Source organism: Clostridium sp. Marseille-Q7071 (genome assembly GCF_965112025.1).
Genome location: NZ_CBCOPR010000001.1, coordinates 1,226,860 through 1,251,921 on the forward strand (window position 1 = coordinate 1,226,860; position 25,062 = coordinate 1,251,921).

20 protein-coding genes and 1 other annotated feature are annotated in these 25,062 nt (G+C 27.4%); of the genes, 15 read left to right on the top strand and 5 right to left on the bottom strand.

Features of this window, described 5'->3' with window-relative positions; all coding sequences use genetic code 11:
- The first annotated feature begins 2 nt into the window (after positions 1–2).
- Both ACWPW7_RS05840 and ACWPW7_RS05845 read left to right on the top strand, forming a co-directional pair.
- Positions 3–1,220, top strand: coding sequence for a lactate/malate family dehydrogenase (locus ACWPW7_RS05840; protein ID WP_454052729.1), 1,218 nt, complete (start codon positions 3–5; stop codon positions 1,218–1,220).
- Positions 1,204–2,244 (top strand): NAD(P)H-dependent oxidoreductase, encoded by a 1,041-nt coding sequence (locus ACWPW7_RS05845; protein ID WP_454052730.1) that lies wholly within the window; start codon positions 1,204–1,206, stop codon positions 2,242–2,244. The genes ACWPW7_RS05840 and ACWPW7_RS05845 overlap by 17 nt, the downstream gene beginning before the upstream one ends.
- A gap of 193 nt (positions 2,245–2,437) precedes the next feature.
- On the opposite strand, the gene ACWPW7_RS05850 is transcribed toward ACWPW7_RS05845, so the two are convergent.
- Positions 2,438–3,073, bottom strand: a complete 636-nt coding sequence (locus ACWPW7_RS05850) for a HutD family protein (protein WP_454052731.1) — start codon at positions 3,071–3,073, stop codon at positions 2,438–2,440.
- Between the two features lie 270 nt (positions 3,074–3,343).
- Between ACWPW7_RS05850 and ACWPW7_RS05855 the strand changes: the two genes are divergently transcribed.
- The 5 genes from ACWPW7_RS05855 (at position 3,344) to ACWPW7_RS05875 (ending at position 6,070) form a co-directional block, all read left to right on the top strand.
- Positions 3,344–3,610, top strand: a complete 267-nt coding sequence (locus tag ACWPW7_RS05855) for an ArsR/SmtB family transcription factor (protein ID WP_454052732.1) — start codon at positions 3,344–3,346, stop codon at positions 3,608–3,610.
- Positions 3,611–3,640: 30 nt separating this feature from the next.
- Positions 3,641–4,426 carry an arsenite methyltransferase gene (gene arsM / locus ACWPW7_RS05860; protein ID WP_454052733.1) on the top strand — a complete coding sequence of 262 codons (786 nt, stop codon included), beginning with the start codon at positions 3,641–3,643 and terminating at the stop codon, positions 4,424–4,426.
- Between the two features lie 169 nt (positions 4,427–4,595).
- Positions 4,596–4,748: a hypothetical protein gene (locus tag ACWPW7_RS05865; RefSeq protein ID WP_291561306.1), complete on the top strand. Its 153-nt coding sequence runs from the start codon at positions 4,596–4,598 to the stop codon at positions 4,746–4,748.
- Positions 4,749–4,963: 215 nt separating this feature from the next.
- A complete protein-coding gene (locus ACWPW7_RS05870; RefSeq protein WP_454052734.1) occupies positions 4,964–5,440 on the top strand; it encodes a GNAT family N-acetyltransferase in 477 nt (158 codons plus the stop codon).
- A gap of 75 nt (positions 5,441–5,515) precedes the next feature.
- Entirely contained in the window at positions 5,516–6,070 is a 555-nt protein-coding gene (locus ACWPW7_RS05875) for a DUF4269 domain-containing protein (RefSeq protein ID WP_454052735.1), read from the top strand.
- A 208-nt stretch (positions 6,071–6,278) separates the two neighbouring features.
- Here ACWPW7_RS05875 and ACWPW7_RS05880 read toward each other — a convergent pair whose 3' ends face one another.
- Positions 6,279–7,169, bottom strand: coding sequence for a polysaccharide deacetylase family protein (locus ACWPW7_RS05880; RefSeq protein WP_454052736.1), 891 nt, complete (start codon positions 7,167–7,169; stop codon positions 6,279–6,281).
- Positions 7,170–7,742: 573 nt separating this feature from the next.
- Here ACWPW7_RS05880 and ACWPW7_RS05885 point away from each other — a divergent pair.
- Positions 7,743–8,525: an ABC transporter ATP-binding protein gene (locus ACWPW7_RS05885; RefSeq protein WP_454052737.1), complete on the top strand. Its 783-nt coding sequence runs from the start codon at positions 7,743–7,745 to the stop codon at positions 8,523–8,525.
- 3 nt (positions 8,526–8,528) lie between these two features.
- Entirely contained in the window at positions 8,529–10,217 is a 1,689-nt protein-coding gene (locus tag ACWPW7_RS05890) for a hypothetical protein (protein WP_454052738.1), read from the top strand.
- A gap of 44 nt (positions 10,218–10,261) precedes the next feature.
- On the opposite strand, the gene ACWPW7_RS05895 is transcribed toward ACWPW7_RS05890, so the two are convergent.
- Positions 10,262–10,879 carry a DedA family protein gene (locus tag ACWPW7_RS05895; protein WP_454052739.1) on the bottom strand — a complete coding sequence of 206 codons (618 nt, stop codon included), beginning with the start codon at positions 10,877–10,879 and terminating at the stop codon, positions 10,262–10,264.
- Between the two features lie 29 nt (positions 10,880–10,908).
- Complete coding sequence (locus ACWPW7_RS05900) at positions 10,909–13,560, bottom strand: cation-translocating P-type ATPase (protein WP_454052740.1); 2,652 nt, start codon at positions 13,558–13,560, stop codon at positions 10,909–10,911.
- Between the two features lie 588 nt (positions 13,561–14,148).
- On the opposite strand from ACWPW7_RS05900, the gene ACWPW7_RS05905 reads away from it, so the two are divergent.
- The 4 genes from ACWPW7_RS05905 to ACWPW7_RS05920 all read left to right on the top strand — a co-directional run bounded on the left by ACWPW7_RS05905 (position 14,149) and on the right by ACWPW7_RS05920 (position 20,203).
- On the top strand, positions 14,149–14,862 hold the full coding sequence (locus ACWPW7_RS05905; RefSeq protein WP_454052741.1) for a response regulator transcription factor: 714 nt from the start codon (positions 14,149–14,151) through the stop codon (positions 14,860–14,862).
- Positions 14,852–15,967, top strand: a complete 1,116-nt coding sequence (locus ACWPW7_RS05910; protein WP_454052742.1) for a sensor histidine kinase — start codon at positions 14,852–14,854, stop codon at positions 15,965–15,967. The genes ACWPW7_RS05905 and ACWPW7_RS05910 overlap by 11 nt, the downstream gene beginning before the upstream one ends.
- A 21-nt stretch (positions 15,968–15,988) precedes the next feature.
- Positions 15,989–18,256: an alpha/beta hydrolase family protein gene (locus tag ACWPW7_RS05915; protein WP_454052743.1), complete on the top strand. Its 2,268-nt coding sequence runs from the start codon at positions 15,989–15,991 to the stop codon at positions 18,254–18,256.
- A 489-nt stretch (positions 18,257–18,745) separates the two neighbouring features.
- Positions 18,746–20,203 carry a methyl-accepting chemotaxis protein gene (locus ACWPW7_RS05920; protein WP_454052744.1) on the top strand — a complete coding sequence of 486 codons (1,458 nt, stop codon included), beginning with the start codon at positions 18,746–18,748 and terminating at the stop codon, positions 20,201–20,203.
- A gap of 187 nt (positions 20,204–20,390) precedes the next feature.
- Here ACWPW7_RS05920 and ACWPW7_RS05925 read toward each other — a convergent pair whose 3' ends face one another.
- Positions 20,391–21,266, bottom strand: coding sequence for a 50S ribosomal protein L11 methyltransferase (locus ACWPW7_RS05925; RefSeq protein WP_291561334.1), 876 nt, complete (start codon positions 21,264–21,266; stop codon positions 20,391–20,393).
- 240 nt (positions 21,267–21,506) lie between these two features.
- Positions 21,507–21,789 (top strand) — a binding site (T-box leader).
- A 174-nt stretch (positions 21,790–21,963) separates the two neighbouring features.
- On the opposite strand from ACWPW7_RS05925, the gene metG reads away from it, so the two are divergent.
- Together metG and ACWPW7_RS05935 are read left to right on the top strand one after the other, a co-directional pair.
- Positions 21,964–23,592 (top strand): methionine--tRNA ligase, encoded by a 1,629-nt coding sequence (gene metG / locus ACWPW7_RS05930; RefSeq protein WP_454052745.1) that lies wholly within the window; start codon positions 21,964–21,966, stop codon positions 23,590–23,592.
- 139 nt (positions 23,593–23,731) lie between these two features.
- A complete protein-coding gene (locus ACWPW7_RS05935; protein WP_454052746.1) occupies positions 23,732–24,979 on the top strand; it encodes an amidohydrolase family protein in 1,248 nt (415 codons plus the stop codon).
- Positions 24,980–25,062: the final 83 nt, after the last annotated feature.

Here is a 25,062-nt window from a genome sequence, read left to right on the forward strand (position 1 = left end):
TGATGAAGTACTATAAATATAAAGACTTACTTTTTATAAGTGAGGAGACTTTATCAAATAAATTTACTAACATAACTGAGGAAGAAGGATTAAATTTAAATAGAAGGGCTTATTATCTTGGAAAAAGACCACTTAATAACTTTCGAAGTTATTTTAAAGTATCTTCAATAAAGGAATTATATAATGAAGATTTAAATGTGATTATAAAAGAAAAAGAAGAAGAAAACAAATTGTGTAAAATACTAAGCAATCTTTCCTTCATAAATTTAAATAATGATAAGTGGGAAGAAATTATAGAAGATAAGCCATCTAAAAAATATAAAATAAATATTGTTGGATTAGGTGATGTTGGAGGAACACTTCTTACAGGATTAAGGCTTTTAGGGGCAGATGTAGTTGAGAATATAGGTATATATGATCTAGATAAAAATAAAGTAGATAGATGGTACTTTGAAGCTAACCAAATATATGATACTAATAATACAGATATGCCAAAGATAATTAAAATAAATGAAAATGAGCTTTTTGATTGTGATTTATTTATATTTTGTGTATCTGTTTTTGTACCTGAAGTTGGTGATGAAAAGAAAGATGTTAGAATGGTTCAATTTGAAGGAAATAAAAAAGTGATAAGTATTTATAGTAAAATGGCAAGAAAGGCTAATTTTAAAGGGGATTTTGCAGTGGTGTCAGATCCTGTAGATTTACTTTGTAAAGTAGTATTTAATGAAAGTAATAAAAATGAAAATGGGGATTTTGACTTTAAAGGGCTTAGTTCTCATCAAATAAGAGGTTATGGTCTTGGAGTTATGAATGGGAGAGCAACTTTTTATGCTGATGAATTCAATATAGATTATGAGAGTGAAGGAAGAGCTTTTGGTCCACATGGAGAAGGATTAATAATTGCAAATAGCATAGAAAATTATGATGAGAATATTTCAAGCTTTCTCACAGAAAAAACTAAAACTGCAAACTTAGAAGTGAGAGCTTCAGGATTTAAGCCTTATATCGCTCCAGCATTATCTTCTGGAGCAGTGAGCATTCTTGCATATCTGAGAGGACAATGGCATTATAGTACTTCTTTTTTAGGTGGTGTTTTTATGGGAATTAAAAATAGAACTACTGAGAGTGGCATAGAACTTGAGACATACAATATGCCTGAAGAACTTTTAAATAAATTAAAACAAACCTATAATTATTTAAATGCTCTATATAATTAATCCAAGAAAAAAGACTTCTAAGATGCTTCAGGACATGATTTCTCAGTTTACCCATGAGAGCTACAAAATTATTCAAGATGAATTAGTAAATTTAAATAATAAAAAGATATTATTAGCAATAGATGTTGATGAAACACTTTCTGATATAAGTATGTTAAATTTTATGAAAAAACTCATGAAAAAAGACAAAAATGGATTCTCAGGTTCTCACTGTGGAATTATTTGTACATCTACTTCAGAGCTTGGCACAAAAGATATCTGTCAGGATATAATATTTCTTGCAAATTCTATGGGTGCAATTTTTATGGGGCATCCAATGGTAGAAGCTACTAAGGACCTTATAAATTTTTCAACATGGCAAAAAGTTCTTAGTGTACCTCTTCATGATATACTTTTAGAAAGATGTAAAAACTTAAATGAGAGACTAAGAAAGTTTGAGTTTAAGAAGTATGAAGAACTAGATATAACAGTTCTATATTCAACTCCTAATAAAATTTCTAACTCTTTAGATTTATGGAAAATGGTAAAATCAAGCCTTGATTCTACAATAAATATTAAAGAGATATTGATAGAAAATGGGTCAGTACAGGATTGTAAAGGCTGTGGGTATAAGGTATGTACTCACTATGGAAAAGATAATAAATGCTTTTATGGTGGCCCTATGATAAGTGATGTATTGCCTGCTATAGAGAAATCTAATGCAATAGTTTGGATTTGTCCTAATTACAATGATGCTATAGCCGCAAATTTAACAGCAGTAATGAATAGATTAACAGTACTTTATAATAAAAAGCCTTTTCATGACAAGGTTATATTTGGAATAATAGTATCAGGAAATTCTGGTGGAGACTCTGTAGCAAAACAACTAATAGGGGCATTAAACTTAAATAAAGGTTTCATGCTTCCATCAAAAGCATTCTTACTAGCAACAGCTAATGACCCTAAATCAATATTTAATTATAAAGATGTGGATAAACTTGCTAAGGAATTTAGTGAAGAAATAAAAAGAATTATTAATAAATAGTTGTATTACAAGGGGGATAAATATGTATAAAATATTTACCTCATGATGCTATTACTCTAATTTGTAGATTATATGAATAGCAATCATGAGGTATTTTTTGAATAAAATATACTTTTAAAATAATTAATGGATATGTTCCTTTATTTTTATATATTGAATCAGTATAATAACTCATTATCTTTAGTTAGTTATTTTATCTTATATTATACAAAACAGTTGACCTTATAATAGTAGCTTTCTCAGATATACTATTTATGGTAATTTTTAAGTTATCACAATAATCTTTTATAGTTATAAGCAATAAATCATTTTTCTCTAGTTTAATATTTTCAGCATCATTTATAGTTATATTGCAATTACCATCTGCAGCATAAAAACTTTCTAATAAGGTTTCATCTTCCCTTTTAGGAATTAAGTTATTTTTAGGAACAGAATAGGTATTATTATTATTTGATAAGAGTATAGAATTTACATAACCTTTGGAGTTTTCCCTAAGCATCAAATTAAAATCTCTTACTTTTCCAAAGCTCTTAGTTTCCCATTCACCACTAAAGCTATGTACTTCAAAAGGCTTTAAATTTATAATTTTATTATTTTCATGTTGAAGCTTTAAAGGATTATCTAAAGAGAGAATAAATCTAGATGTATTAGGTAAATAAGTAAAAGTAGATTCTTCTAATTCAACCTTTGCAGAGCTTAAACGCCATTTAAAATTTAAACTTTTATAATCAGAAGCAATAGGATATATAGCAAGTTCTGTGGTGGTTCCACCTGACCAATTGGAAGTTTTATAATCTTCATTATGAATAAGTTCTATAGAATAAGACATTTATATTAACCCCCCACAATTTTAAATATGTTCATAGTTTAATTTGATTATTTTACAATATTATACATCAAGTCATAATTTAATATAATATCTACAGAGAATAAAGTAAGTTATAAAAATAAAGTATATAGATAAATACAATAGATTTTATATGAAAATAATATGAGAGTAAAGATAAATTATTGACATATAATAATTTTGTGAGTATTATATAACTATATTATAATTTACTAATATAGTTATATAATCTTCAATTTAGGAGGATATTATATGGAAAATCAAGTGAAAATCTTTAAGGCATTAGCTCATCCTATAAGATTAAAAATAATTACAAAGCTAGCTCAAGGTGAGCTTTGTGTTTGTAAACTCAATGAAGATGTGGATTTTAGTCAATCTAATTTATCTCAACATCTTAGAATATTAAAAGAAGCCAATATCTTAAATGCTCGAAAAGATGGTATGTGGATCTATTATAGCATTAAAAATAATAAAATTTTAGACATTTTAAATATTGCTAAATCTATGAATGATTCTTAAAGTTTAAAGATAAGCTGGAGGTAGATTAAATTGAGCAAAATAAATAGTGATGATATAAGAAAAAGTGTTCGAGAAAGTTATAAAAAATTTGCAATTGAAGATAAGAAATCAGAAAGCTGCTGTAGTGGACTTAATCTAAAAAAATCTGCATTAACTATATCTAAAAATATTGGATATGCTAGAGAAGATATATTAGCGGTACCAGAAGGTTCCAATATGGGACTTGGTTGTGGAAATCCACAAACGATAGCTCAGTTAAAAGATGGAGAAGTAGTTTTAGACCTTGGAAGTGGTGGCGGCTTTGACTGTTTTTTAGCTGCTAATAAAGTAGGTGTAAATGGTCATGTTATAGGTGTAGATATGACACCAGAAATGATTAGTAAAGCTCGCTTTAATGCTATAAAAGATGGGTATAAAAATGTAGAATTTAGGCTTGGAGAAATTGAAAATCTACCTGTTGCAGATAATATAGTAGATGTCATAATTTCTAATTGTGTTATAAACTTATCTCCTAATAAACAAAGAGTATATAATGAAGCTTATCGTGTATTAAAAAAAGGTGGAAGAATTGCTATTTCTGATGTAGTGCTAATGAGGGAGCTTACAGAAGAAATGAAAAGTGATGAAAAACTCTATTGTGGATGAGTGACCGGTGCTTCTTCAGTTGAAGAATTAGAAATATATTTGAAAAATGCAGGTTTTAAAGATATTAATATTAAAATTAAAGAAGTATCTAAAGAGTATGCAGAAAAATGGGGATATGGATTGAACGTAGGAGAGTATATCATGTCTGGTGAAATTAAAGCAGTTAAATAATAGGATCTTATTTAATAATTTTTATTCTAAAAAATGCGCTGGTATTTTTGGATATTTAAATGTTCAATGCAATTCATAATAAATTCTTTATTACCAATGATAAATTCTATTTATTTCTTTAACATAAAATCTTTTCTCTAGGGCAACCTAAGAAGAAAAGGTGGTTTTTATGAGTAGAGATAATAATTTTAGAGATGGTAAGAAAAATATGAAAGCAATAGGACATTATACTAAAAATGCAATAGAAGAATTTGAAGAGAATATTGTAAGTCAGACGAACTTTTTAGAAAAAGTAAAAGAAAATACTGAAAAGAAGGATTAAGAAAGTTCAATTTAGGCTGACTTCTTATAGCTAATCACATTGAAAGCATAAAAGAGAGTGAGATTTTTTCATTCTCTTTTATTGATTTAAAATTAAAATTTCTATTTGCTATAATTAAATGGAACATACATAAATAAATTATAGTAAAATAATTCTATTTATGATACTATGATGTAATACTCTTTTACATTAGATTATAGAGGAGGTCAATAAAAATGAATTTTAGTATTAAAAAACTTAATGAAGTGGATATTGAGAAAACATATAATTTCTTTAAAGAATTGGAGATATTGCATAGTAGTAAGTTACCTAATATATTTAAAAGACCAGATGAAGTAGAATATATAAAAGAGTATGTTAATAATGCTCTTAACAATCCCAACCAAATATTTTTTATAGCAGAAATAGGGGGAGAACCTATAGGGTTAATAGAAGCACTTATTATTAAGAATGGTATAAATCCTGTGCATGTAGATAGAGAATATGCAATAATAGATAAACTAATAGTAAAAGATGAGTATAGAAAGTTTGGTGTTGCTACATCATTAATAGATACCACTGAAAGTTATTTAAAAGAAAAAGGAATTAAAGAAGTGGAAATCTATGTTTGGGATTTTAATAAAAATGCCTTTAATTTATACCAAAATAAAGGATTTACAACTCTTTGTAGAAGAATGATAAAAGAGATATAGCCTTTAAAATCGCACTTATGAAGAATATATATTAAAATTACTATAAAGATTAATAAAAAATAAATTGGAGGACTTATGGAAAAAGATTGGACAAATATAGAGTATTTATTAAATGGGAATACAAAGCAGCAACAATCTTATAATATACTTATGAATGCTAATATTCTTCGTATATTAAAAGAATATAGTCCAATTTTAGTTGGAACAATTCCATTAGAAATAGATATTGAAAAAAGTGATCTTGACATTATATGTGAAGTCCATAATTTTTATGAGTTTGAAAAGTTAATTAAAAACTCATTTCAAAAATATGAGAATTTTAATATTAATAAGATTAACGAAAATCAAGCTATAGTAGCAAATTTTTTTATTAAAGAATTTGAGGTAGAAATATATGGACAATCTATATCAACAAAAAAACAATATGGATATAGGCACATGGTTATAGAAGATAAAATTTTAAAACTTGGTGGAAATAAGTTAAAACAAGAAATTATAAATTTAAAGAGAAATGGTATGAAGACAGAACCTGCTTTTGCTAAATATTTAAATTTAAATGGAAATCCATATGAAGAATTATTAAGGCTAGAGAATATGAGTAATAGAGATATAGAATTACTTTTATCATAATAATATATACTAATATTATAAATTAATAATTAATTATAGAGGAATAATAAAGTGTAGGATAAGCAATGGAGTATTATTTTAGTGTATAAAACTATAAAAAATTATAGCTTTAAATAAAATTTACCCTATAGAGTAGACAATTTTAAAAAAGCTCTACTCTATAGGGTTTTTATACTTTTGAATTATAACAAAGTTTCAATTTTTAATACTATTCATATTTTGGAGTTGTCATTCTTCTGATAAATTCATCTAAGTCATAAAAATCACTCATATACACTCTAGGAATTGAAAATAAATCATCATCTCCAGAAGCCCATCCACTATCAGTTGAAAATCCCATTTTATAACCTATTTCTCTTGTAATATTTTTTGTATCATCATTATAGGAACCATATGGATAAGCTACATACTCAATTTTTTCATTTAATAAATTATCTAAACGATCTTTAGATTGTTGCAACTCTTCTTTTTGTTTTTCTTTCGGTAGCTTAGCTAAGTATAAATGATTTGCAGTATGGCTTTCTATATTGATTTTATTTTTTTCCAACTCTTTTAATTGTGATTCTGTTAAAAAATTTGGATTGCCAACAAAATCTGAAACCATAAATATTGTTGTATCAAAGTCAAATTCATTAATTATTGGCATAGCATTTGTATAATTATCTATATACCCATCATCAAAAGTTATAACTACAGATTTTTCAGGCACTGGAGTATTATATTTTATATAATTATAGAATTCTTCCATTGTTAAGGAGGTATAATTATTATTATTTAACCATTGTAAGTGGCTTCTAAAAAGTTCTGGATCCATCATAAGTTCATTTTCACCACTTTTTTGTATGGAGTGATAATAGAGCACAGGAACTCCTACTGAATTATCTTTAAGAGGCAATCCATCAAACTTAGTACTCTTACTATCTTCTTTGATTTGAACTTCTATATTTTGATTTTCTGATTGTGCTATCTTCTCATCTTCATTAGTTGAAGCTACTACACTTTCTTTAACGTTTTTTTCATTAAGATAAAATCCTGTTCCTGCTAGAAAAGCTATAATAGCAACAATTAATAGGATGAAAAATTTTCTTCTAGTATTCATTTCTACCTCCATATTTGTATTAAGTATCTTTAAAAATAATTAGTTAATATGCTAGACTATTTTATATGATATTTTGACCATAGAACTTGTAAATATAATCTCTATTAAGGATACCTAATTTTGTATCTAACACAAAATATTCCACTTATCTTTGACTAACTATTTTAATGTACATACTTTAGTATAGATAAAAAAGTTGTAGTTATTTTTAATTTATTTAATTTTTGCACTTTTAGAAAAAAGTTAAAATATGATATGACTATCAATTATAATATAGATATTAATCAAAATCTAAAAAGGTATTGTAAATGATTTTTATAATATGATTATTTTATTTGAAACTTCAATAATAAAAATATTATAACATATTATTTCGTGCTATAGATTAATTATATGTAACATAAAATATGGAAAATTTTTATTATATGAAGGATTAAAATAAGTCATTAACGAATTCTAGTTAAGAATAGATATTAAGGTATTTTCAAAAAAAGTAACAGGTCAGCATGTTATTTTTTAAAAACTGTCTTACATAGTTATAAAATTAAAACTACAATTTTAGGGGGAAGGGCAATGTGTGTAGAACCTATAATATCCGTTAAGGATTTAAAAAAGCATTATGGAAGTAAAGAGGTTTTAAAAGGAATTAGTTTAGATATTTACCCTGGACAACTTATTGGATACATTGGTCCTAATGGTGCAGGTAAAAGTACTACCATTAAAACTTTTCTTGGAATTATAGAAGATTATGAAGGTGAAGTAAAAATATTCGGCGAGAATATTTCATCTGATAATAAAGAATATAAAAGAAGGATAGGATATGTACCAGAGGTTGGAGAAATTTATGATAATCTCACCGCTAGAGAATATTTAACTTTTATTGGAGAGTTATATGGACTAAGTTATGAAATAGTAGATAAAAGAGCAAATAAACTCATGAATATTTTTGGCATAGGTGATAATTATGATAATAGAATTGCCTCTTTTTCAAAGGGAATGAGGCAAAAGGTTATGATAATTAGTAGTCTTTTACATGATCCAGATATTTTATTTTTAGATGAGCCCTTAAGTGGACTTGATGCTAATAGTGTTATTGTTATGAAGGAAATATTAGCACAGTTAATAAAAGAAGGGAAAACCATATTTTATTCATCTCATATAATGGATGTAGTTGAAAAAATAAGTAATAGAATTATTGTCATTAATAATGGTGAGGTAGTAGCTGATGGTTCTTTTGAGGAATTAAAAAAACAAAGCGAAGAGGGATCACTAGAAAAGATATTTAATGATTTAACTGGATTCAATTCTCAAGAACAATTAGCAAAAGACTTTATTGCTACGCTTAAGGAGGTGTAGTATATGAGGGAACCTTTCCAATTAAAAATAATAGATAGATTAGGTGGAATATTTGAAAGGTTAGGATACGACTACAATGTTGTTAGAAAGATACTTAAAATAAAACTTATTATGGATAAAAGAAATGTTCCAACTATAATACAGAATCAAAATAAGAAAGAGAAAAAAGAAAGCAATAATTTTAAGACACAAATGATAATGTATTTAATATTCGGAATTTTTACAGGATTATTATTAATCTTAGATATACCACTATATGTATCTATGAATATGATCTTTGGAATAACTATATTTATAATAGCACTAAGTATGATGAGTGATTTCTCATCAGTTCTTTTAGATGTAAAAGATAAAAACATACTTTTACCAAAGCCAATTAAAGGCAAGGATTTAAATTTAGCAAAAGTGTTGCATATAACTATTTATCTAATTACTTTAAGTGTTTGCTTTACAGGGGTAACTATAGTTATAGGAACAATTAAATATGGAGTATTATTTTTATTAATTTTTCTTTTAGTTATGCCACTTTTAGTTGGATTTATAATATTTCTTACATCTTTAATGTATTTATTGATTCTACATTTCTATGATGGAGAAAAACTAAAGGATATTATTAATTATTGTCAAATCATGTTAACCACTATTATGGTTATTTTTTATCAATTATCTGGAAGAGTTTTTAATTTAATGGAGATAATCAATTTAAATTATACTCCAAAACTTTGGCATTATATTTTACCATCAATGTGGTTTTCTGCTCCATTTGAACTTTTTGTTGGTAAAAATGATAATCCTAGTTTTACCATTTTTACAATACTATTAATAGGAATATCTATTGTATCGCTAATTTTATATTTGAAGGTTATTTCGCCATATTTTGAAAAAAATCTTCAAAAATTAAATAATAACTCCTCAAAAAAAGCATCCTTAAGAAAAGGGAAAAGACAAAGAGCTTTAGTAAATATATTATGTAGAGATAAAATTGAAAGAGCGTTTTTAAAATTTGATTTAAATATGCTAAATAGTGAAAGGAAAATAAAACTTACAGTTTACCCCAATATTGCTTTGGGGCTAATACTACCAGTTTCAATATTGTTAGCTCAAATTTTAAATAAAGGATCTTTTAGCGATGCTATGAGAGAGGCAAGCAATAGTAAGACATATCTTTTAATATATGTTACTATTACAATGCTGAGTACTATAATTTCACTAGTACATTTTAGTGAAAAATATGAAGGTGCATGGATTTATAAGGTAGTACCACTAGACTCACCAAGACCAATAATCAAGGGGATATTTAAAGCTATAATATTAAAATATATATTGCCTTTATTTATTGCTATTACAATAATTTTTACTTTCATTCTTGGAGTTGAAGTTATACCACATATGATTATAGCCTTTATAAATTATATTTTAATTATGATTGTAGTTTATAAAAGAAACACTAATCTTCAAATACCTTTCAGTAAAAAAAGCCAAACTGTTAGCAATAGTGGAGAACTTTCAACGTTATTTATTGTAATGGGAGTTACAGGATTATTAGCTTTTATACACTATAGAGCATCTCTAATAGATTATGGTATTTCTATTTATACTATAATAATTATTGTAATAACATATTTACTTGGAAAAAATGCTGTTAATATAAAATGGAATTATACAAAAAAGAATGAAATAAAAGATTCATAAGTAAATAATAATAAAAGCATCAGAGATTTCTGATGCTTTTATTATCATTTAGCTTTTTTAAAATTAAATTTTTTCCTAAAGATTATTACTACAATTATAATTAATGCAATAGCAGCACAGGCAGTACTATACTGTTTCATTAAAGATTCAATAACTGTCCAATTTTCACCGACGAAATAGCCTAATGTTATTAGTACTGTATTCCAAAGTGTTATTCCAACTAATGAATATAAAATAAAAATTATAGAATTAAACTTTGTTGCTCCTGCTATAAAAGAAACATAGGTACGGGTTAAGGGAAATAATCTTGCAAATAAAACAGCAAGTTTCCCATGTTTTTCAAACCATTTATTTAATGCAATTGTACTTTTTTTAGTTTTTGGGAATTTTTTTGTTAATGATAAGATCAGTGGATTGCCTCCATAATATCCCATTAAATAACAAATAATTGATCCAAAAATTCCAGCGACAACACTAACTAATATCACTCCTAAATAACTAAAGGAGTTTTGAGAAGCAAGTATTCCTATAAAAGGTAATATAACTTCACTAGGAATGGGAATACAGGCATACTCTAAAGTTACACCTAGGGCAATTCCTATATATCCCCATTGTTCTATTAAATCTATTAGTTTAGATACGAGAGTACTTAAGAACTCCACTTTTATTTATACCTCCTAAGTAAAAAATATTACATTTTATCTGTTAGATTTTTATTGAAAGAATAAGAATTTGTTGTAGATTTTCCATCAATAAATAGCTTTGATAATTGAACTAGTAGAAGTGGGATAAATGCAAGAATATAAACTAGTATGTATTCATTAAGTCCAAGTTTACTTAGTTCAAAGATTCTTCTTAATGGTTCAAATGCTAGTACTACATTAAGTAAGATTAATCCAGATAAAAAAGCAAACCAACTATATTTATTGGTAAATACTCCAACTTTAAATATAGAATTCTTAGATCTACAATTAAAGCCATGAAATAATCTTGCAATACATAAAGTTAAAAATGCCATAGTGCTTGCTAGTTGTTGATTTCCACGATTTAATCCAATATGGAAAGCAGTCATGGTACAAATTGCAATTATTAACCCTTCAATTAAAACTTCTTTTAGAAAGGCTTTAGATAAAATTGGAGCATTTATATATCTAGGTTTTTCATTTAATACATTATTATTTTGTGGTTCAAGACCTAATGCTATAGCAGGTAAACTATCCGTTAAAAGATTTATAAATAATAGATGAACTGCAGCAAAAGGCATTGGCAGAGCAGCTAGTGAAGCATATAAAACTGAAAGAATTCCAGCTGCATTTCCTGAGATTAAAAATTTTATAGAATTTTTAATATTGGTATATATATTTCTACCATTTGAAATAGCCTTTACAATAGTAGAAAAATTATCGTCAGTTAATACCATAGATGCAGCATCTTTGGCTACTTCAGTCCCAGTAATGCCCATTGCAACACCTATATCTGCCTGTTTTAAAGCGGGAGCATCATTAACTCCATCACCAGTCATAGCTACAACATTACCTTTTTCTTGCCAAGCTCTTACAATTCTAATCTTATGCTCTGGAGATACCCTAGCATAAACAGAAATTTTATCAACTTTTTCTTTTAGTTCTTCATCACTTAATTTATCTAATTCAACACCTTCAATAGCTTCACAATCTTTTTGTAAAATTCCTATCTTTTTAGCAATTGCAGATGCAGTTATTTTATGATCACCTGTAATCATTACTGGCTTTATGCCAGCTTCAATACAATCTTCTACAGCTTTTTTTGATTCCTCTCTAGGTGGATCAATCATTGAAATTAATCCAAGGAAAGTAAGATTATTTTCATCATCTAAACTAATATCATTTGAGCTATCAATTTCTTTATAGCAAAATGCCAAAACTCTAAGACCTTCATTAGAGAAATCTTTATTTACTTTTTCTATTTTAATTTTATCATGATCTGTTAATTTTCTAATGCCATCTTTTGTTTCTATATTTATTGTGCGGTTTAAAAGTACATCTAAAGCTCCCTTTGTAAGCATAAAGGTTTTATCATTAATTTCATGTACTGTACTCATCAATTTTCTTTCTGAGTCAAAAGGAATTTCACAAAGTCTAGTGTAATTCTTTCTAACATCTAATTCCTTTAGAGAATAAGCTTTACCTAAATCTGTTAAGGCAATTTCTGTTGGATCACCTATACCATTTTCATCATTTGAAATTGCGTCATTGCACAATAAACTTGATAACAGTAATTTATTATGAAGCTCTTCTTTTAAGTTCATATTTTTAGATGATATTATTTCTTCATTTATATAAATTTTGCTAGCTGTCATCTTATTTTGTGTAAGGGTACCAGTTTTGTCAGAGCAAATTATGGATACACATCCTAAGCTTTCTACCGCTTGAAGCTTTCTAATTATAGCATTTTCACTAGCCATTTTTTGAGTTCCAAGAGCAAGTACTATTGTTACTATAGAACTTAGTGCTTCAGGAATCGCTGCCACAGCTAAAGAAACCGCAAACATTAAAGAGTCAACAATTTCATAACCTCTATACATATTTAATAAAAAAACAATAGCACAGATAACTAATATGCAACTTGCTAACTTTTTACCGAAATTATCAAGACTTATTTGAAGAGGTGTTCTCTTTTCTTTTGTATTATCCAAAAGTGTAGCAATCTTTCCAAGTTCAGTAGACATACCTATAGATGTTACTAATACCATTGCTCTACCATAGGTTACTAGACTGCCAGCAAAGACCATGTTTTTTTGATCACCAATTGGTATATTATCTCCAGTTATAATATCTATATTTTTAATAACACTCTCTGATTCACCAGTTAATGAACTTTCATTAATTTGAATACTATAATTTTCAATAATACGTCCATCAGCACTTATATAATCTCCAGCTTCTAAGAATAAAATATCCCCAGGAACAACCTCTCGAGATGGAATCTCTATTTTTTCACCTTTTCTTAGCACTCTTGCCATTGGAGCAGATAACGCCTTTAAACTATTTAAAGATTGTTCAGCTTTTATATATTGGACTGTGCCTAAAATTGCATTAATTGTTATTACAGCAAAAATAACAATTGTACTTTCAACATTTCCTATAGACATTGAGATTAGAGCAGCTACAACTAATATTAGTACTAATAAATCTTTAAACTGTTCAAAAAATATTTGTAGAATTGACTTTTTCTTACCTTCAGTTAGTTGATTATAGCCATATTCAGACCGTTTTTTTTCTACCTCCTCCTTACTAAGTCCTTTAGAATTAGAATTAAACATATTGAATAATTCTTCTGGTACTCTTTTGTAATAATCTTTCATAAATTTTACTCCTCCTTAATAAAAATAAAAAAAGACTTTTAATATAATTCTTAATAAAATAAGAATTATATTAAAAGTCTTGTAACCAAATTATTGGTATATAATACCAGAATAGAAAAGCCTAGTCGGGTATGTTGGTATTATATTTGCTACTACTCCCTCTTAATATAGAGAATTGTATATTCAATTTAAATTAATGATATAGCATGTACAAAAACATGTCAAGTAGGATTTTAAATATTTAACAAAAGAATGCAAGATTACCAAATTATATTTAGAAATTAATTTTTTACAAAATAAGAATTCTTTTTTATTTCTAGTATCTTAAACTTAAGATTATCTTAAGAATATCTTTAGTCATCCTAAAGATTATCAATGTATCATTAGTACTAGAAAGGAGGAAAGGTATATATCTTTAAGTATTATAATATCTATTTTATAGAATACATTTATTCCTACAACTATTAAAAAGCTATATTTAAAAACATTCAATTAAATAAATTACTAAAATGTTATAATATTTTCATAATTATTAATAATAATACAGAAATTTTTATAATTAGCTTTTAATATTGAGGAGGAAGAATTATGGCATATAAAATTTTAATTGCTGATGATGATGAAGATATATTAGAGATACTTGAGCTTTATCTTGAGAAAGATGGATTTGAAGTAATTAAAGCAATAAATGGACAAAAGGCATGGGAATTTATAGAAAAAGGTAAAATAGATATGGCAATTGTAGATGTAATGATGCCTATAATAGATGGATTTAAATTAGTTAAGAAAATAAGAGAAGAACATAATCTTCCTGTTATTATTCTTTCAGCTAAAAATCAAGACACAGATAAAATATTAGGACTAGGATTAGGAGCAGATGATTATGTTGTAAAACCATTTAATCCTTTAGAAGTGGTAGCAAGAGTAGAAGCTCAGCTTAGAAGATTTTATAATTTAAATTCTGATAGTAAAAATGTACAGAAGATAATAAAAATTGGAGAGATAGAGCTTGATATATTTAGTAACACTCTTAGAAAAAGGGACAATGAAGTAATCTTAACATCAGTAGAATATAAAATTATAAAACTTTTAATGGAGAATGCGGGAAGAGTATTCACTAAGAAGGAAATATTTGAAACTGTTTGGGAGGACTATTTTATGGGAGATGATAACACTATAATGGTTCACATGAGCAATTTAAGGGAAAAAATTGAAGAGGATTCAAGGAAACCTATATATTTAAAGACTGTAAGAGGGCTTGGGTATAAGTTTGAAAAGAAGGTAATAAGCAATGAGGAATAAGAATAAAAAAATATTTACTTCGCTTATTATAAATTATAGTGTGTTTGTATTCATTCTCGCATTATTATTTGTTGTAATTGCAGGTGTTTTATCATGGAAATTAGAAAAAGTCATTGGTAGTGGAGCTGGCAGTGTAGAGGAGATTTCTAGTGCTAATTTAACTATATTTTACAATATGCTAATAAAAGCTGGAATAATTTTTTTGTTAACCTTTATAATAAATGTTATTCTTTTTAGCTTATGGACATCAAAAAAAATAAGTAAGCCATTAGGAAAGATAACTGAGGGAATGAGCAAAATGAGTGAGGGAAATTATGATACAAAGATTGAATTTTATGCAGAAAGGGAATTTGCAGTAATAAGAGATACCTTTAATTTTATGGCAGAAAAATTAAAAGTTATGGAAAGGGAAAAAAAAGAACTTGAGGACAGAAAAACCAGAATGCTTGTAGACTTATCTCATGATATTAAAACACCAATAACCACCATTCAAGGGTATTCTAAGGCGCTAAGCGAAGGGCTTATTGAAGATGAAGACAAAAAAATAAGATATTATAATACTATTTTTAATAAAGCTGGTAGAGTAAGTGAACTTACAGATGATCTCTTTGAATTTGTCAAACTGGAAAGTGTTGATTATAAGCTTTTAATAACAAAAACTGATTATGTAGAATTTGTACGAAAAATTATAGTAGACCACTATGAGGAAATTGAAGAAAAGGGATTTGAATTGGATTTAAGGTTTCCTGAAAAAGAAATTTTATTAGGTTTTGATACTAAGCTTATATCTAGGGCAATATCAAATATAATTGAGAATGCATTAAAATATAATCCTGACGGTATAAAATTACGAATAGAAATAATTGAAGAATATGACAAAGTTATACTTGAAATTGGAGACAACGGAATAGGTATACCTGAGAATATTAAAAATAGAATTTTTGATGCCTTTGTTAGGGGAGAAGAATCAAGAAAGGATGATGGAGGAACTGGTCTTGGACTAGCAATATCGAAAATGATAATTGAAAGACATGGAGGCCAATTGAGACTTAAAAACCAGGTTACAGAAGAAAAGAGTGTTTTTTCAATAATTTTAAATAAATAGAAATGTGAATTGGAGGTTACGATGAACAAAATAAGGAATAAATTTATAGATTTATTTAAAAAGTTAAGATATAAAATAAAAAATATTAAACCACTAAGTGATGGCTGGAAAGGTGCATCCATTAGCTTAATTATTATAACCTTATTTTTGTATATAATGCAGAGCTATTATTTATTCTCATCACACGGTTTTTGGGATTTTATTAAAGGAGCATTTGTACTTCTATTAGCAATATCATTAATAGGAAGTATAATATCTATTTTAATCCACTATATGAAAAAGGTTCCTAGTGGCTATATTCTAGTTTTTATTAGTTCATTTATTTTGATTTTCATAAGTTTTCTTGCACCTATGCAGGCTAATATTATAGCTACAATGTTCACAATAATAAGTTTTTCTTTATTAGGATCTTTAATATATAAATTTACAAAAGGGAGTTATAAAAATGTAAATAGTCTAAAAAAGATTACAACTATAGCTTTATCAGTAGTTATAATAGTATCTATAGGCTTAGGAGGATACTGGATAGTTAATGATGGGAATAACAGAGATTTAAATGCTATAAAAGAAAATATAAAAGAAAGTAAAAGACAAATAAAATATAGTAGTACAAGCATTGAAAATCCTTCCTTAGAAGGACCTTATAAAGTAAAAAAGCTATCCTATGGTAGTGAAAAAAGTTATCGTAAAGAATTTAATGAGAAGAATTCTATAATCACTAATCCTGTTGATGGGTCAGCATTTCTTGAAAAATCCTTATCAAAATGGTCATCTTCAAGAAGAAAATTTTTAGGCTTTGGACCAGAGAATATGCCTCTTAATGGACTAGTTTGGTATCCAGAGGGGGAAGGCCCATTTCCTTTAGTTGTAATTGCACACGGAAATCATATAATGACCGACTACTCAGACCCAGGATATGAATATTTAGGACAACTTTTAGCAAGTCGTGGATACATTGTAGCTTCAATAGATGAGAATTTTTTAAACTTTTCTCCATATGATGACAAATTCATGTTAAGTGTTTTAGAAGGTGAAAATCCTGCAAGAGGATTTTTGATGTTAGAACATCTTAAGGTTTGGAAAGAATGGAACGAAGATGTAGAAAAAGATTTTTATAATAAAGTGGATATGAATAATATTGCACTTATAGGTCATTCAAGAGGTGGAGAAGCAATAACTATTGCTACAGCTTTTAATAAATTGAAGTCTTATCCTGAGAATGGTAATGTGAAATTTGATTATAATTTTAATATACGTTCAATCATTGCTATTGCATCAACTGATAAACAATATAAACCTTCAGGAAACTCTCTTCCGTTAAAAGATGTTAATTATCTAGCTTTACATGGAGCTCATGATATGGATGTAAGTTCTTTCAGTAGTTCAGACCAATATAATAGAATAGATTTTACTGATGGCACTGATTATTTTAAGTCTTCTATTTATATATATGGAGCAAATCATGGCCAGTTTAATAGTAGGTGGGGAAGGGAAGATGCTGCTGGTTTAGGGAACAGATTTTATAATACCAAGCAGCTTATAAGTGAAGAAGAGCAGCAGAAAATATCAAAGGTATTGATAACATCATTTTTAGAAACCACTCTAAAGAATAATACGAAGTATAGGGAAGTATTTAAGGATATAGAATATGCTAGGAAATGGCTTCCAGACACTTTATATGTAAACAACTACTTTGATTCAAATACTAAAATAATTTGTTCATATAATGATGATATAGATGTGAATAGTACTACCATTGATGGAGGGAATATAACTGGAGAAAATTTAAGTCAATGGAAAGAAGAGAAAGTTAAATTGAAATACGCTGAAGGAGAGTATAGTGAAGTTCGCTTAGGATGGGACATAAATAAGAATCCTAATGTTGCTATGTATAATATAATATTACCTAATAAAGATTTAAACATTAAAGAAAATAGTAAAATAGTATTTTCTTTAGCTGATGGTGATGAGGAGAAAAGTGATAATGACAAAAATCTATTAATAGATTTAACAATAAAAGTTGAAGATATGAATGGAAATAAATCAAGTCTTCCACTAAGTCATTTTTCTTATTTACCACCAATGATCCAAAGCAAAATATTAAAGGCACCATTTAGTAGTTTCTTACCAATAAAAGAACCTGTTTTTAAAAGCTTTGAGTTCAATTTAGAAGATTTTAAAAAGACTAATACAAATTTTAATCCAGAGCAATTAGCCAAAATAAGTTTTCAATTTGATAGAACTGAAAGAGGTACTGTATTATTAAATGATGTAGGAATTAGATATTAATAACCATATAAATAATTTGTATTAAAAATAACTAGTAAGTATGATAATGTATTTTTAACCATAATCCGTCGTTAGAGCTATATGATAACTGATTATCGTAAGAGTTTATTGACTGATATGATGTAAATACATCACTCATCTTTCACTAGTTATTTTTTTTATATGTCTTAAACCATATAGAAATTTTTAATAATTTTTAGCATGAGATTATGACAGCTTTATATTACAATGAAAATAAAGATATTTTTTACCTTAAAATATATTATATAACTTAAAAATAATCATAAATAAATAGTTTTTTAAGTATAGAAATATGGTTAATTAAATAACAAGATAGATATTTGCAATTTAGCTAGAGATTATTTAAAAAACTAATATATACACCATAATGTATTGTAGCTATTATACGATAATAATTAAGGATATTATTTAGTATGAATAAAAATAATGTTAAATATAAAATCAAAAAAAGTAAATGGAGGAGATGAAATGTTTTTTGATAAATCGAACAAATTAAAAGAAATAATAGACTGTATTGAGAATGGAGATTGTGAAAAAGTAGTCGATAAAAAATGTTCAATAAAGAAAGAATTAAAAGATAAAATAGACTATTTATGTGTAAGATTAAATAAAGGCAAAGACGTTTTTGGAGAAATAGTCAATAATACATTAAATGCAGTTATGCAAGTAAGTAACTTTGATTTAAGGTTAAAGTTTTATGGAGAAAAAGTAAATAGAGTAAGTGAAGAAATTAATGGTATGATTAAAGAGCTTCATGTAGCGTCACAAGCTACAGTAGCGTCAACAGAAGAAATAACTTCTGCTAATGCAGAATTAGTGAATTTAATGGAAGAAATCTCAAATAAGGCTGACTTCATGAGTGAAAATTTTAAAAACAGTGAAAATATGGCTAATCAAATTGAGTCATCAATGGAAAATGCCATTAATTTTTCAGAAAATATGAAAGGTGATATAAATAATTTACTTGAAACACTAAATAGAATTAAAGAAATAGTTGGTTCAATTAATAGTATATCTGATCAAACAAATCTATTAGCACTTAATGCTTCTATTGAGGCTGCTAGAGCTGGGGAGATGGGAAAAGGATTTTCAGTTGTAGCAGAAGAAATTAGAAAACTTTCAAGTAATACAAAAGGACTTATGGGAAATATGGAGAGTTTGCTACTTGAAATTGGAGAAGCATCTCAAAAAAGCAGTAATAGTGTAAATGATACAGTAAATTCTCTACATGAAATTGATTCAGCAGTAAAAGGTATTGTAGAATCCACAACTTCAAATAATGAGGCAATTCAAGAAATGGCTTTAAATCTATTTGATATAAAATCTACCACTGAGGAAATAAATGCTACTATGGAAGAAGAAGCTTCATCAGTAAGTATTATTGGAAATAAAATAGAAGATTTACATCACTATTCAGAAGAGCTAAAGGAATCTAGTAATGATATACAGGGATTGTCTGGAGAGTTACAAATGGTAGAAGAGGTCTTAGACAAAACAGCTAAAATAGGTGGAGAACTTACCTTGGATAACTTTTATACAGTTCCTAACGAAATTTTTATAGAGTTAATGGATAATGCCATTGATAAACATAAAGCTTGGGTTAACAACTTAAAATACATAGTAGAGAATATGGAAATATTACCTCTTCAAACTGATCATCATAAATGTGGGTTTGGACATTTTTATTACTCTTTAAAGCCTAAACATGAAAATATTATTGAATTATGGAGCCAAGTTGAAGAATACCATGCTAGATTTCATAAAATAGGAGATAATGTCTTTGAAAGAATAGATAATGGAGAAAAGAGAGAAGCGGAACTACTTTTAAGAGAAGCAGAAGAGCTTTCATCAATACTTATAGAAACATTTAGCAATATGATTTCTATAAGCAAAAACTTAAGTGAAAAAGGCGAGACTGTTTTTTAAAACTAAATACTAAATTTATTATAAAGCTATGAAATAAAAGGGTAGATTAAATCATAAATTTGAAAATTTATGATCTTTATGAACTGTAGGTAAATCTAAGCAGAAATAGATTTATCTACAGTTTTATTTTAAATATAGTCTTACAAATATGTTTTTATAAAGTATATATTAAATAAAGTTCAACATATTACTGGATAGAATCTTTTATTAATATTGAAGTACACCATTCATTTGTTTGCTTCTTACCAAGAAGTGTATAACCATATTTACTTACTTCATTTATAACGAGATCAAAGGTCCATTCTACAAGACCAGATATCAATAATTTTCCACCTTTTTTAACATGGCAATCTATAAAGTCCATAAACATTTGTGTTTCTTCTCCACCAATATTTATAAATATATAATCATAGCTGCCTGCAAGAGTAATTTCATTATCTAAGGCATTACCAACTAAAACATCTATGTTTTCTAATGAGTTTAAGGAAGCATTTAGGTTTATTTCTTCTTTTACATCTCTTATATCTATAGAAGTTACTTTTTTAGCATTTTTAATAGCTGAAGCTATTGATAATATGCCAGAACCTGTACCAATATCTAATACAGTCTTATTTGTAAAATCTTCTTCTAATATAAAACGAAGACAGTCTTGAGTTGTCTCATGAAGTCCTGTACCAAAAGCTCCTTGTGGAATAAAGTTTATTTTATTTTTTCCTTCTACAGTATAATCTGGAGATGCAATTATCCATCCATTATTTAAATCTATTGGTTCGATATTTTCATTAAACTCAACATTTTTTATTTCAGTTATAGATACATTAGATAAATTAAGAGTACTTTCTACTATACTTTTTTGTTTTTTTGCCTCGTTGTAATTTTCACTTTCTACAACGATATTGAAATTTATTTTTTCATCTTTATTTTCATAATACCCATATCCGTAATCAGTAGTGGTTATAGTTATTGGAGTTTCATAAAATACATTGTATATATCTACAATATATAATTTCTCTGCTGCTTCTTCAGCTTTTGAAAGAGGGTAATCAAAAGTAAGTTTATACATAAAAATGTTCCTCCTTATTTATTTATCTTTAGTATTGACATTATTTTTTAGTTTCTTAACCATAATTTAACTTATACATTTATAATAAGTTATTTAATGTAATTAGAGTAATTTACAAGGTTAAAATTATATCATAAAATTAATCTCATATAAAGTTTAGAAGTTAGGATAAAATTCTAAATAACTGAAAATACTATTGACATTAAGGATAATAAATGTAATAATGTTTTAAAATTTATAATTTAAGCGTTGAAGAGAAGAGTAAGTTTATAATTTCTTTTACAGAGAACTTCTATTTGGTGAGAAGAAGTAGTGAATAGTAAACTGAACATGGCCTTGGAGCTTCTGTACCGAGATTCCTATGAATTTAGACTACAGCGGTAAAATCTGCACCCGTTACAGTGCTTAGAGTATAAACACAAATAACTGTTAAGTTGATTTTGTGTCGTACTTGAAGAGATTTATATGGTGACATATAAATAAACTAGGGTGGTAACACGAAGTATTTACTCTCGTCCCTAAGACTATAGTCTTAGGAACGGGAGTTTTTTTATGTTATTTTAAAAAAATTAATAGTTGGAATTAAGAAAAGTACTAAGAAGATTGAGGATTATAAAAAAATTGATAATCAAATTCTCTATATTATTAATAAAATTGTTTACTGTGAAATTTAATTTAAATTAAGGGAGGAGATAATATGAGTATTTTTATTGGAGGAGCATGGCCTTATGCTAATGGATCCTTACATTTAGGACATTTAGCAGCATTATTACCGGGAGATATTATAGCAAGATACTATAGGGCCAAAGGAGAAGAGGTTTTATATGTTTCTGGTAGTGATTGTCATGGAACCCCTATTTCTATTAGAGCAAAAAATGAGAAAGTTTCACCGATGGAAATAACAAATAGATATCATGAAGAATTTATATATTGCTTTGAGAAGCTAGGATTCACTTATGATTTATATTCTAGAACAGATGATGAATTTCATAAAAGAGAGGTTCAAAGTATATTTAAAAATTTATATGACAATGGATATATTTATATAAAGCAAGAAGAACAGCTATATTGTGATAAATGTAAGCAATTTTTACCAGATAGATTTATAGAAGGAGTTTGCCCACAGTGTGGAAATATAGCAAGAGGAGACCAATGTGATAGTTGTTCTACATTACTTGATCCATTAGATTTAAGTGATAGGCATTGTAAGAACTGTGGAAATATACCAATAGTCAAAGAAACAGAACAATTATTTTTTGCCCTTTCAAGATTTCAAAATACTATTGAAACATATTTAAAAACTTCTAAAGGTTGGAGAACAAATGCAATAAATATGACAGAGAGGTATTTAAGAGAAGGACTTTTAGATAGAGCAGTTTCAAGGGATTTACCATGGGGAATTGATATTCCTATTAGTGGATTTGAGGATAAAAAAATATATGTATGGATAGATGCAGTTTTAGGATATTTAACTACAAGTAAAAAATGGGCAAGAGATAATAATGGTGATTGGGAAAAGTTTTGGAGAGAAGATACAATCTCTTATTATATCCATGGAAAAGATAATATTCCATTTCATACAATTATACTTCCAGCTTTATTAAGTGGAGTAGGAATATATAAGTTACCTAGTAAAATTATTTCCAGTGAGTATTTGACCATAGAAGGAAAAAAGTTATCTACAAGTAATAATTGGGCAGTTTGGGTTCCATATATAATAGAAAATTATAATGCTGATTCTATTAGATATTTTTTAACAGCGAATGGACCAGAGAAACGTGATACAGATTTTTCTTGGAGGGAGTTTATAAATAGTAATAATGGAGAGCTACTAGGTGCTTATGGCAATTTAGTAAATAGAACTTTAATATTTATACAAAAATATTTTGATAATATTATTCCAAAGGGAACTATAGATGAAACTATAAAGAATAATACACTTAAGTTATATAAGTCAGTAGGAAATAAGATAGAGAATGGAGAGCTTAAAGAAGCATTAGAAGAAATATTTATATTTATTAGAAGTATAAACAAGTATTTTGATGAAGAAAGACCATGGATAACTATAAAAGAAGATAGAGAAAAATGTATAAATACTATTTATAATTGTGTTCAAGTTATAGGAAATTTATCTAATTTATTAGAACCATTTATACCTTTCTCTTCAAAGGAGATAAGAAATTGGCTATTTATTAAAAATGTAAATTGGCATTATATAGAGGTAAAAGAAGGTATAGAACTAGGAGAAGTAAGGATATTGTTTGAAAGGATAGATAAAAGTAAAATTGAAGAAGAAGTAAAAAAACTAGGTAAAAATATTATTTAGGTTTATTTACAACATTTAAAAATTATTATTAATAAACTATCTATATGTTAATTAAATAGAGTTTTACCATAAATTAAAAGGATTTAGTGAGTCATTGTCGAAATTTTATAAAGGTTTAAAATTTTTTAGGAGGGTTATTATGACTTTAAAAAATATTGCCTTTGTAGGCGGACTTTTAATTGATGGTACTGGCAAGGAACCAATAGAGAAATCTTTGGTTTTGGTAAAAGAAGGAAAAGTTCAATATGCTGGAGAAAACAATGGAAAAATTTCTTCAGAGTATGAAACTATTGATATAAGTGGAAGGGTTATTATGCCTGGACTTATAGATACTCATGTACATTTTGGAGGAGCATTAAGCCCATCAGATTTAGATTGGGTTTTAGAACCAGTTCTTCAAAAGGCTATAGTTGCAGTAGCGCAGGGAGAAGCATGTTTAAATCATGGATTTACAACTACAGGAGATATATCTCGTAATGGAACTTATTTAAGAGATATGATAAATAGAGGAATTGTAAAAGGACCTAGAATAGTAACTTGCGGATTAGGATTTTCAAGAACTTGTGGACATGGTGACACTCACACATTGCCATTAGATTATGTTAAGGAATCACATCCTTGGGCAGTATGTGCTGATGGAAAAGAAGAATTGAGAAAAGCAGTTCGTGAAGTTTTAAGAACTGGTCCAGACATGTTAAAAATATGGGCAACAGGTGGCGGAGTTTGGAGATTAGATAGTAAAACTCATCAACATTATAGTTTTGAAGAAATAGCTGTAGTAGTTGAAGAAGCAAATTATGTAGGATTACCTGTAAGAGCTCACTGTGAATCATTAGAAGGTGCAATAGATTGTATAAAAGCAGGAGTACATAGTATAGAACATGGACAAGAGCTTAATGATGAGTGCTTAAAAATAATGAAAGAAAAAGATATAAGCTTAGTTCCTACTATGAAATTCTTCTATGAATGGTTTACAGAATATGAACCACCATACAGACCAATTTTAGACAAATTCCCTGGTGAAACTATGGCAGAGAAAGAATTAAATCGTACTATTGCAAACTTTAAGGCGGCTAAAGATGCAGGAATACGTATAGCTGTAGGTTCAGACTCTTTCTGTAGTAAGCTTACTCCTTATGGAGCATATAGCTTAAAAGAAATATATGCAGTACATGATGCAGGTCTTTCACCAATGGAAACTATAGTTGCAGCAACAAAAGCTGGTGCTGAAGTATTAAAAATAGATAATATAACTGGTACTTTAGAAGAAGGAAAAGCAGCAGACATAGTTGTGCTTAGTAAAAACCCATTAGAAGATGTTAGAAATATAGCTTTAGAAAATATGAGTATAGTCATGAAAGATGGAGAGTTTGTAAACGAAAAATAATATAAGGAATATAAAATAATAAATTAAGAGAAAGTGGATATTTTTAGTTTAATAAATACAACTAAAGATATCCATTTTATAAT

What these genes read in the sequence shown, in the direction of transcription:
- ACWPW7_RS05840 (WP_454052729.1), top strand. Translation starts at nt 3, where the DNA reads ATGAAGTACTATAAATATAAAGACTTACTTTTTATAAGTGAGGAGACT.
- ACWPW7_RS05845 (WP_454052730.1), top strand. Translation starts at nt 1,204, where the DNA reads ATGCTCTATATAATTAATCCAAGAAAAAAGACTTCTAAGATGCTTCAG.
- ACWPW7_RS05850 (WP_454052731.1), bottom strand. Translation starts at nt 3,073, where the DNA reads ATGTCTTATTCTATAGAACTTATTCATAATGAAGATTATAAAACTTCC.
- ACWPW7_RS05855 (WP_454052732.1), top strand. Translation starts at nt 3,344, where the DNA reads ATGGAAAATCAAGTGAAAATCTTTAAGGCATTAGCTCATCCTATAAGA.
- ACWPW7_RS05865 (WP_291561306.1), top strand. Translation starts at nt 4,596, where the DNA reads ATGAGTAGAGATAATAATTTTAGAGATGGTAAGAAAAATATGAAAGCA.
- ACWPW7_RS05870 (WP_454052734.1), top strand. Translation starts at nt 4,964, where the DNA reads ATGAATTTTAGTATTAAAAAACTTAATGAAGTGGATATTGAGAAAACA.
- ACWPW7_RS05875 (WP_454052735.1), top strand. Translation starts at nt 5,516, where the DNA reads ATGGAAAAAGATTGGACAAATATAGAGTATTTATTAAATGGGAATACA.
- ACWPW7_RS05880 (WP_454052736.1), bottom strand. Translation starts at nt 7,169, where the DNA reads ATGAATACTAGAAGAAAATTTTTCATCCTATTAATTGTTGCTATTATA.
- ACWPW7_RS05885 (WP_454052737.1), top strand. Translation starts at nt 7,743, where the DNA reads ATGTGTGTAGAACCTATAATATCCGTTAAGGATTTAAAAAAGCATTAT.
- ACWPW7_RS05890 (WP_454052738.1), top strand. Translation starts at nt 8,529, where the DNA reads ATGAGGGAACCTTTCCAATTAAAAATAATAGATAGATTAGGTGGAATA.
- ACWPW7_RS05900 (WP_454052740.1), bottom strand. Translation starts at nt 13,560, where the DNA reads ATGAAAGATTATTACAAAAGAGTACCAGAAGAATTATTCAATATGTTT.
- ACWPW7_RS05905 (WP_454052741.1), top strand. Translation starts at nt 14,149, where the DNA reads ATGGCATATAAAATTTTAATTGCTGATGATGATGAAGATATATTAGAG.
- ACWPW7_RS05910 (WP_454052742.1), top strand. Translation starts at nt 14,852, where the DNA reads ATGAGGAATAAGAATAAAAAAATATTTACTTCGCTTATTATAAATTAT.
- ACWPW7_RS05915 (WP_454052743.1), top strand. Translation starts at nt 15,989, where the DNA reads ATGAACAAAATAAGGAATAAATTTATAGATTTATTTAAAAAGTTAAGA.
- ACWPW7_RS05920 (WP_454052744.1), top strand. Translation starts at nt 18,746, where the DNA reads ATGTTTTTTGATAAATCGAACAAATTAAAAGAAATAATAGACTGTATT.
- ACWPW7_RS05925 (WP_291561334.1), bottom strand. Translation starts at nt 21,266, where the DNA reads ATGTATAAACTTACTTTTGATTACCCTCTTTCAAAAGCTGAAGAAGCA.
- metG (WP_454052745.1), top strand. Translation starts at nt 21,964, where the DNA reads ATGAGTATTTTTATTGGAGGAGCATGGCCTTATGCTAATGGATCCTTA.
- ACWPW7_RS05935 (WP_454052746.1), top strand. Translation starts at nt 23,732, where the DNA reads ATGACTTTAAAAAATATTGCCTTTGTAGGCGGACTTTTAATTGATGGT.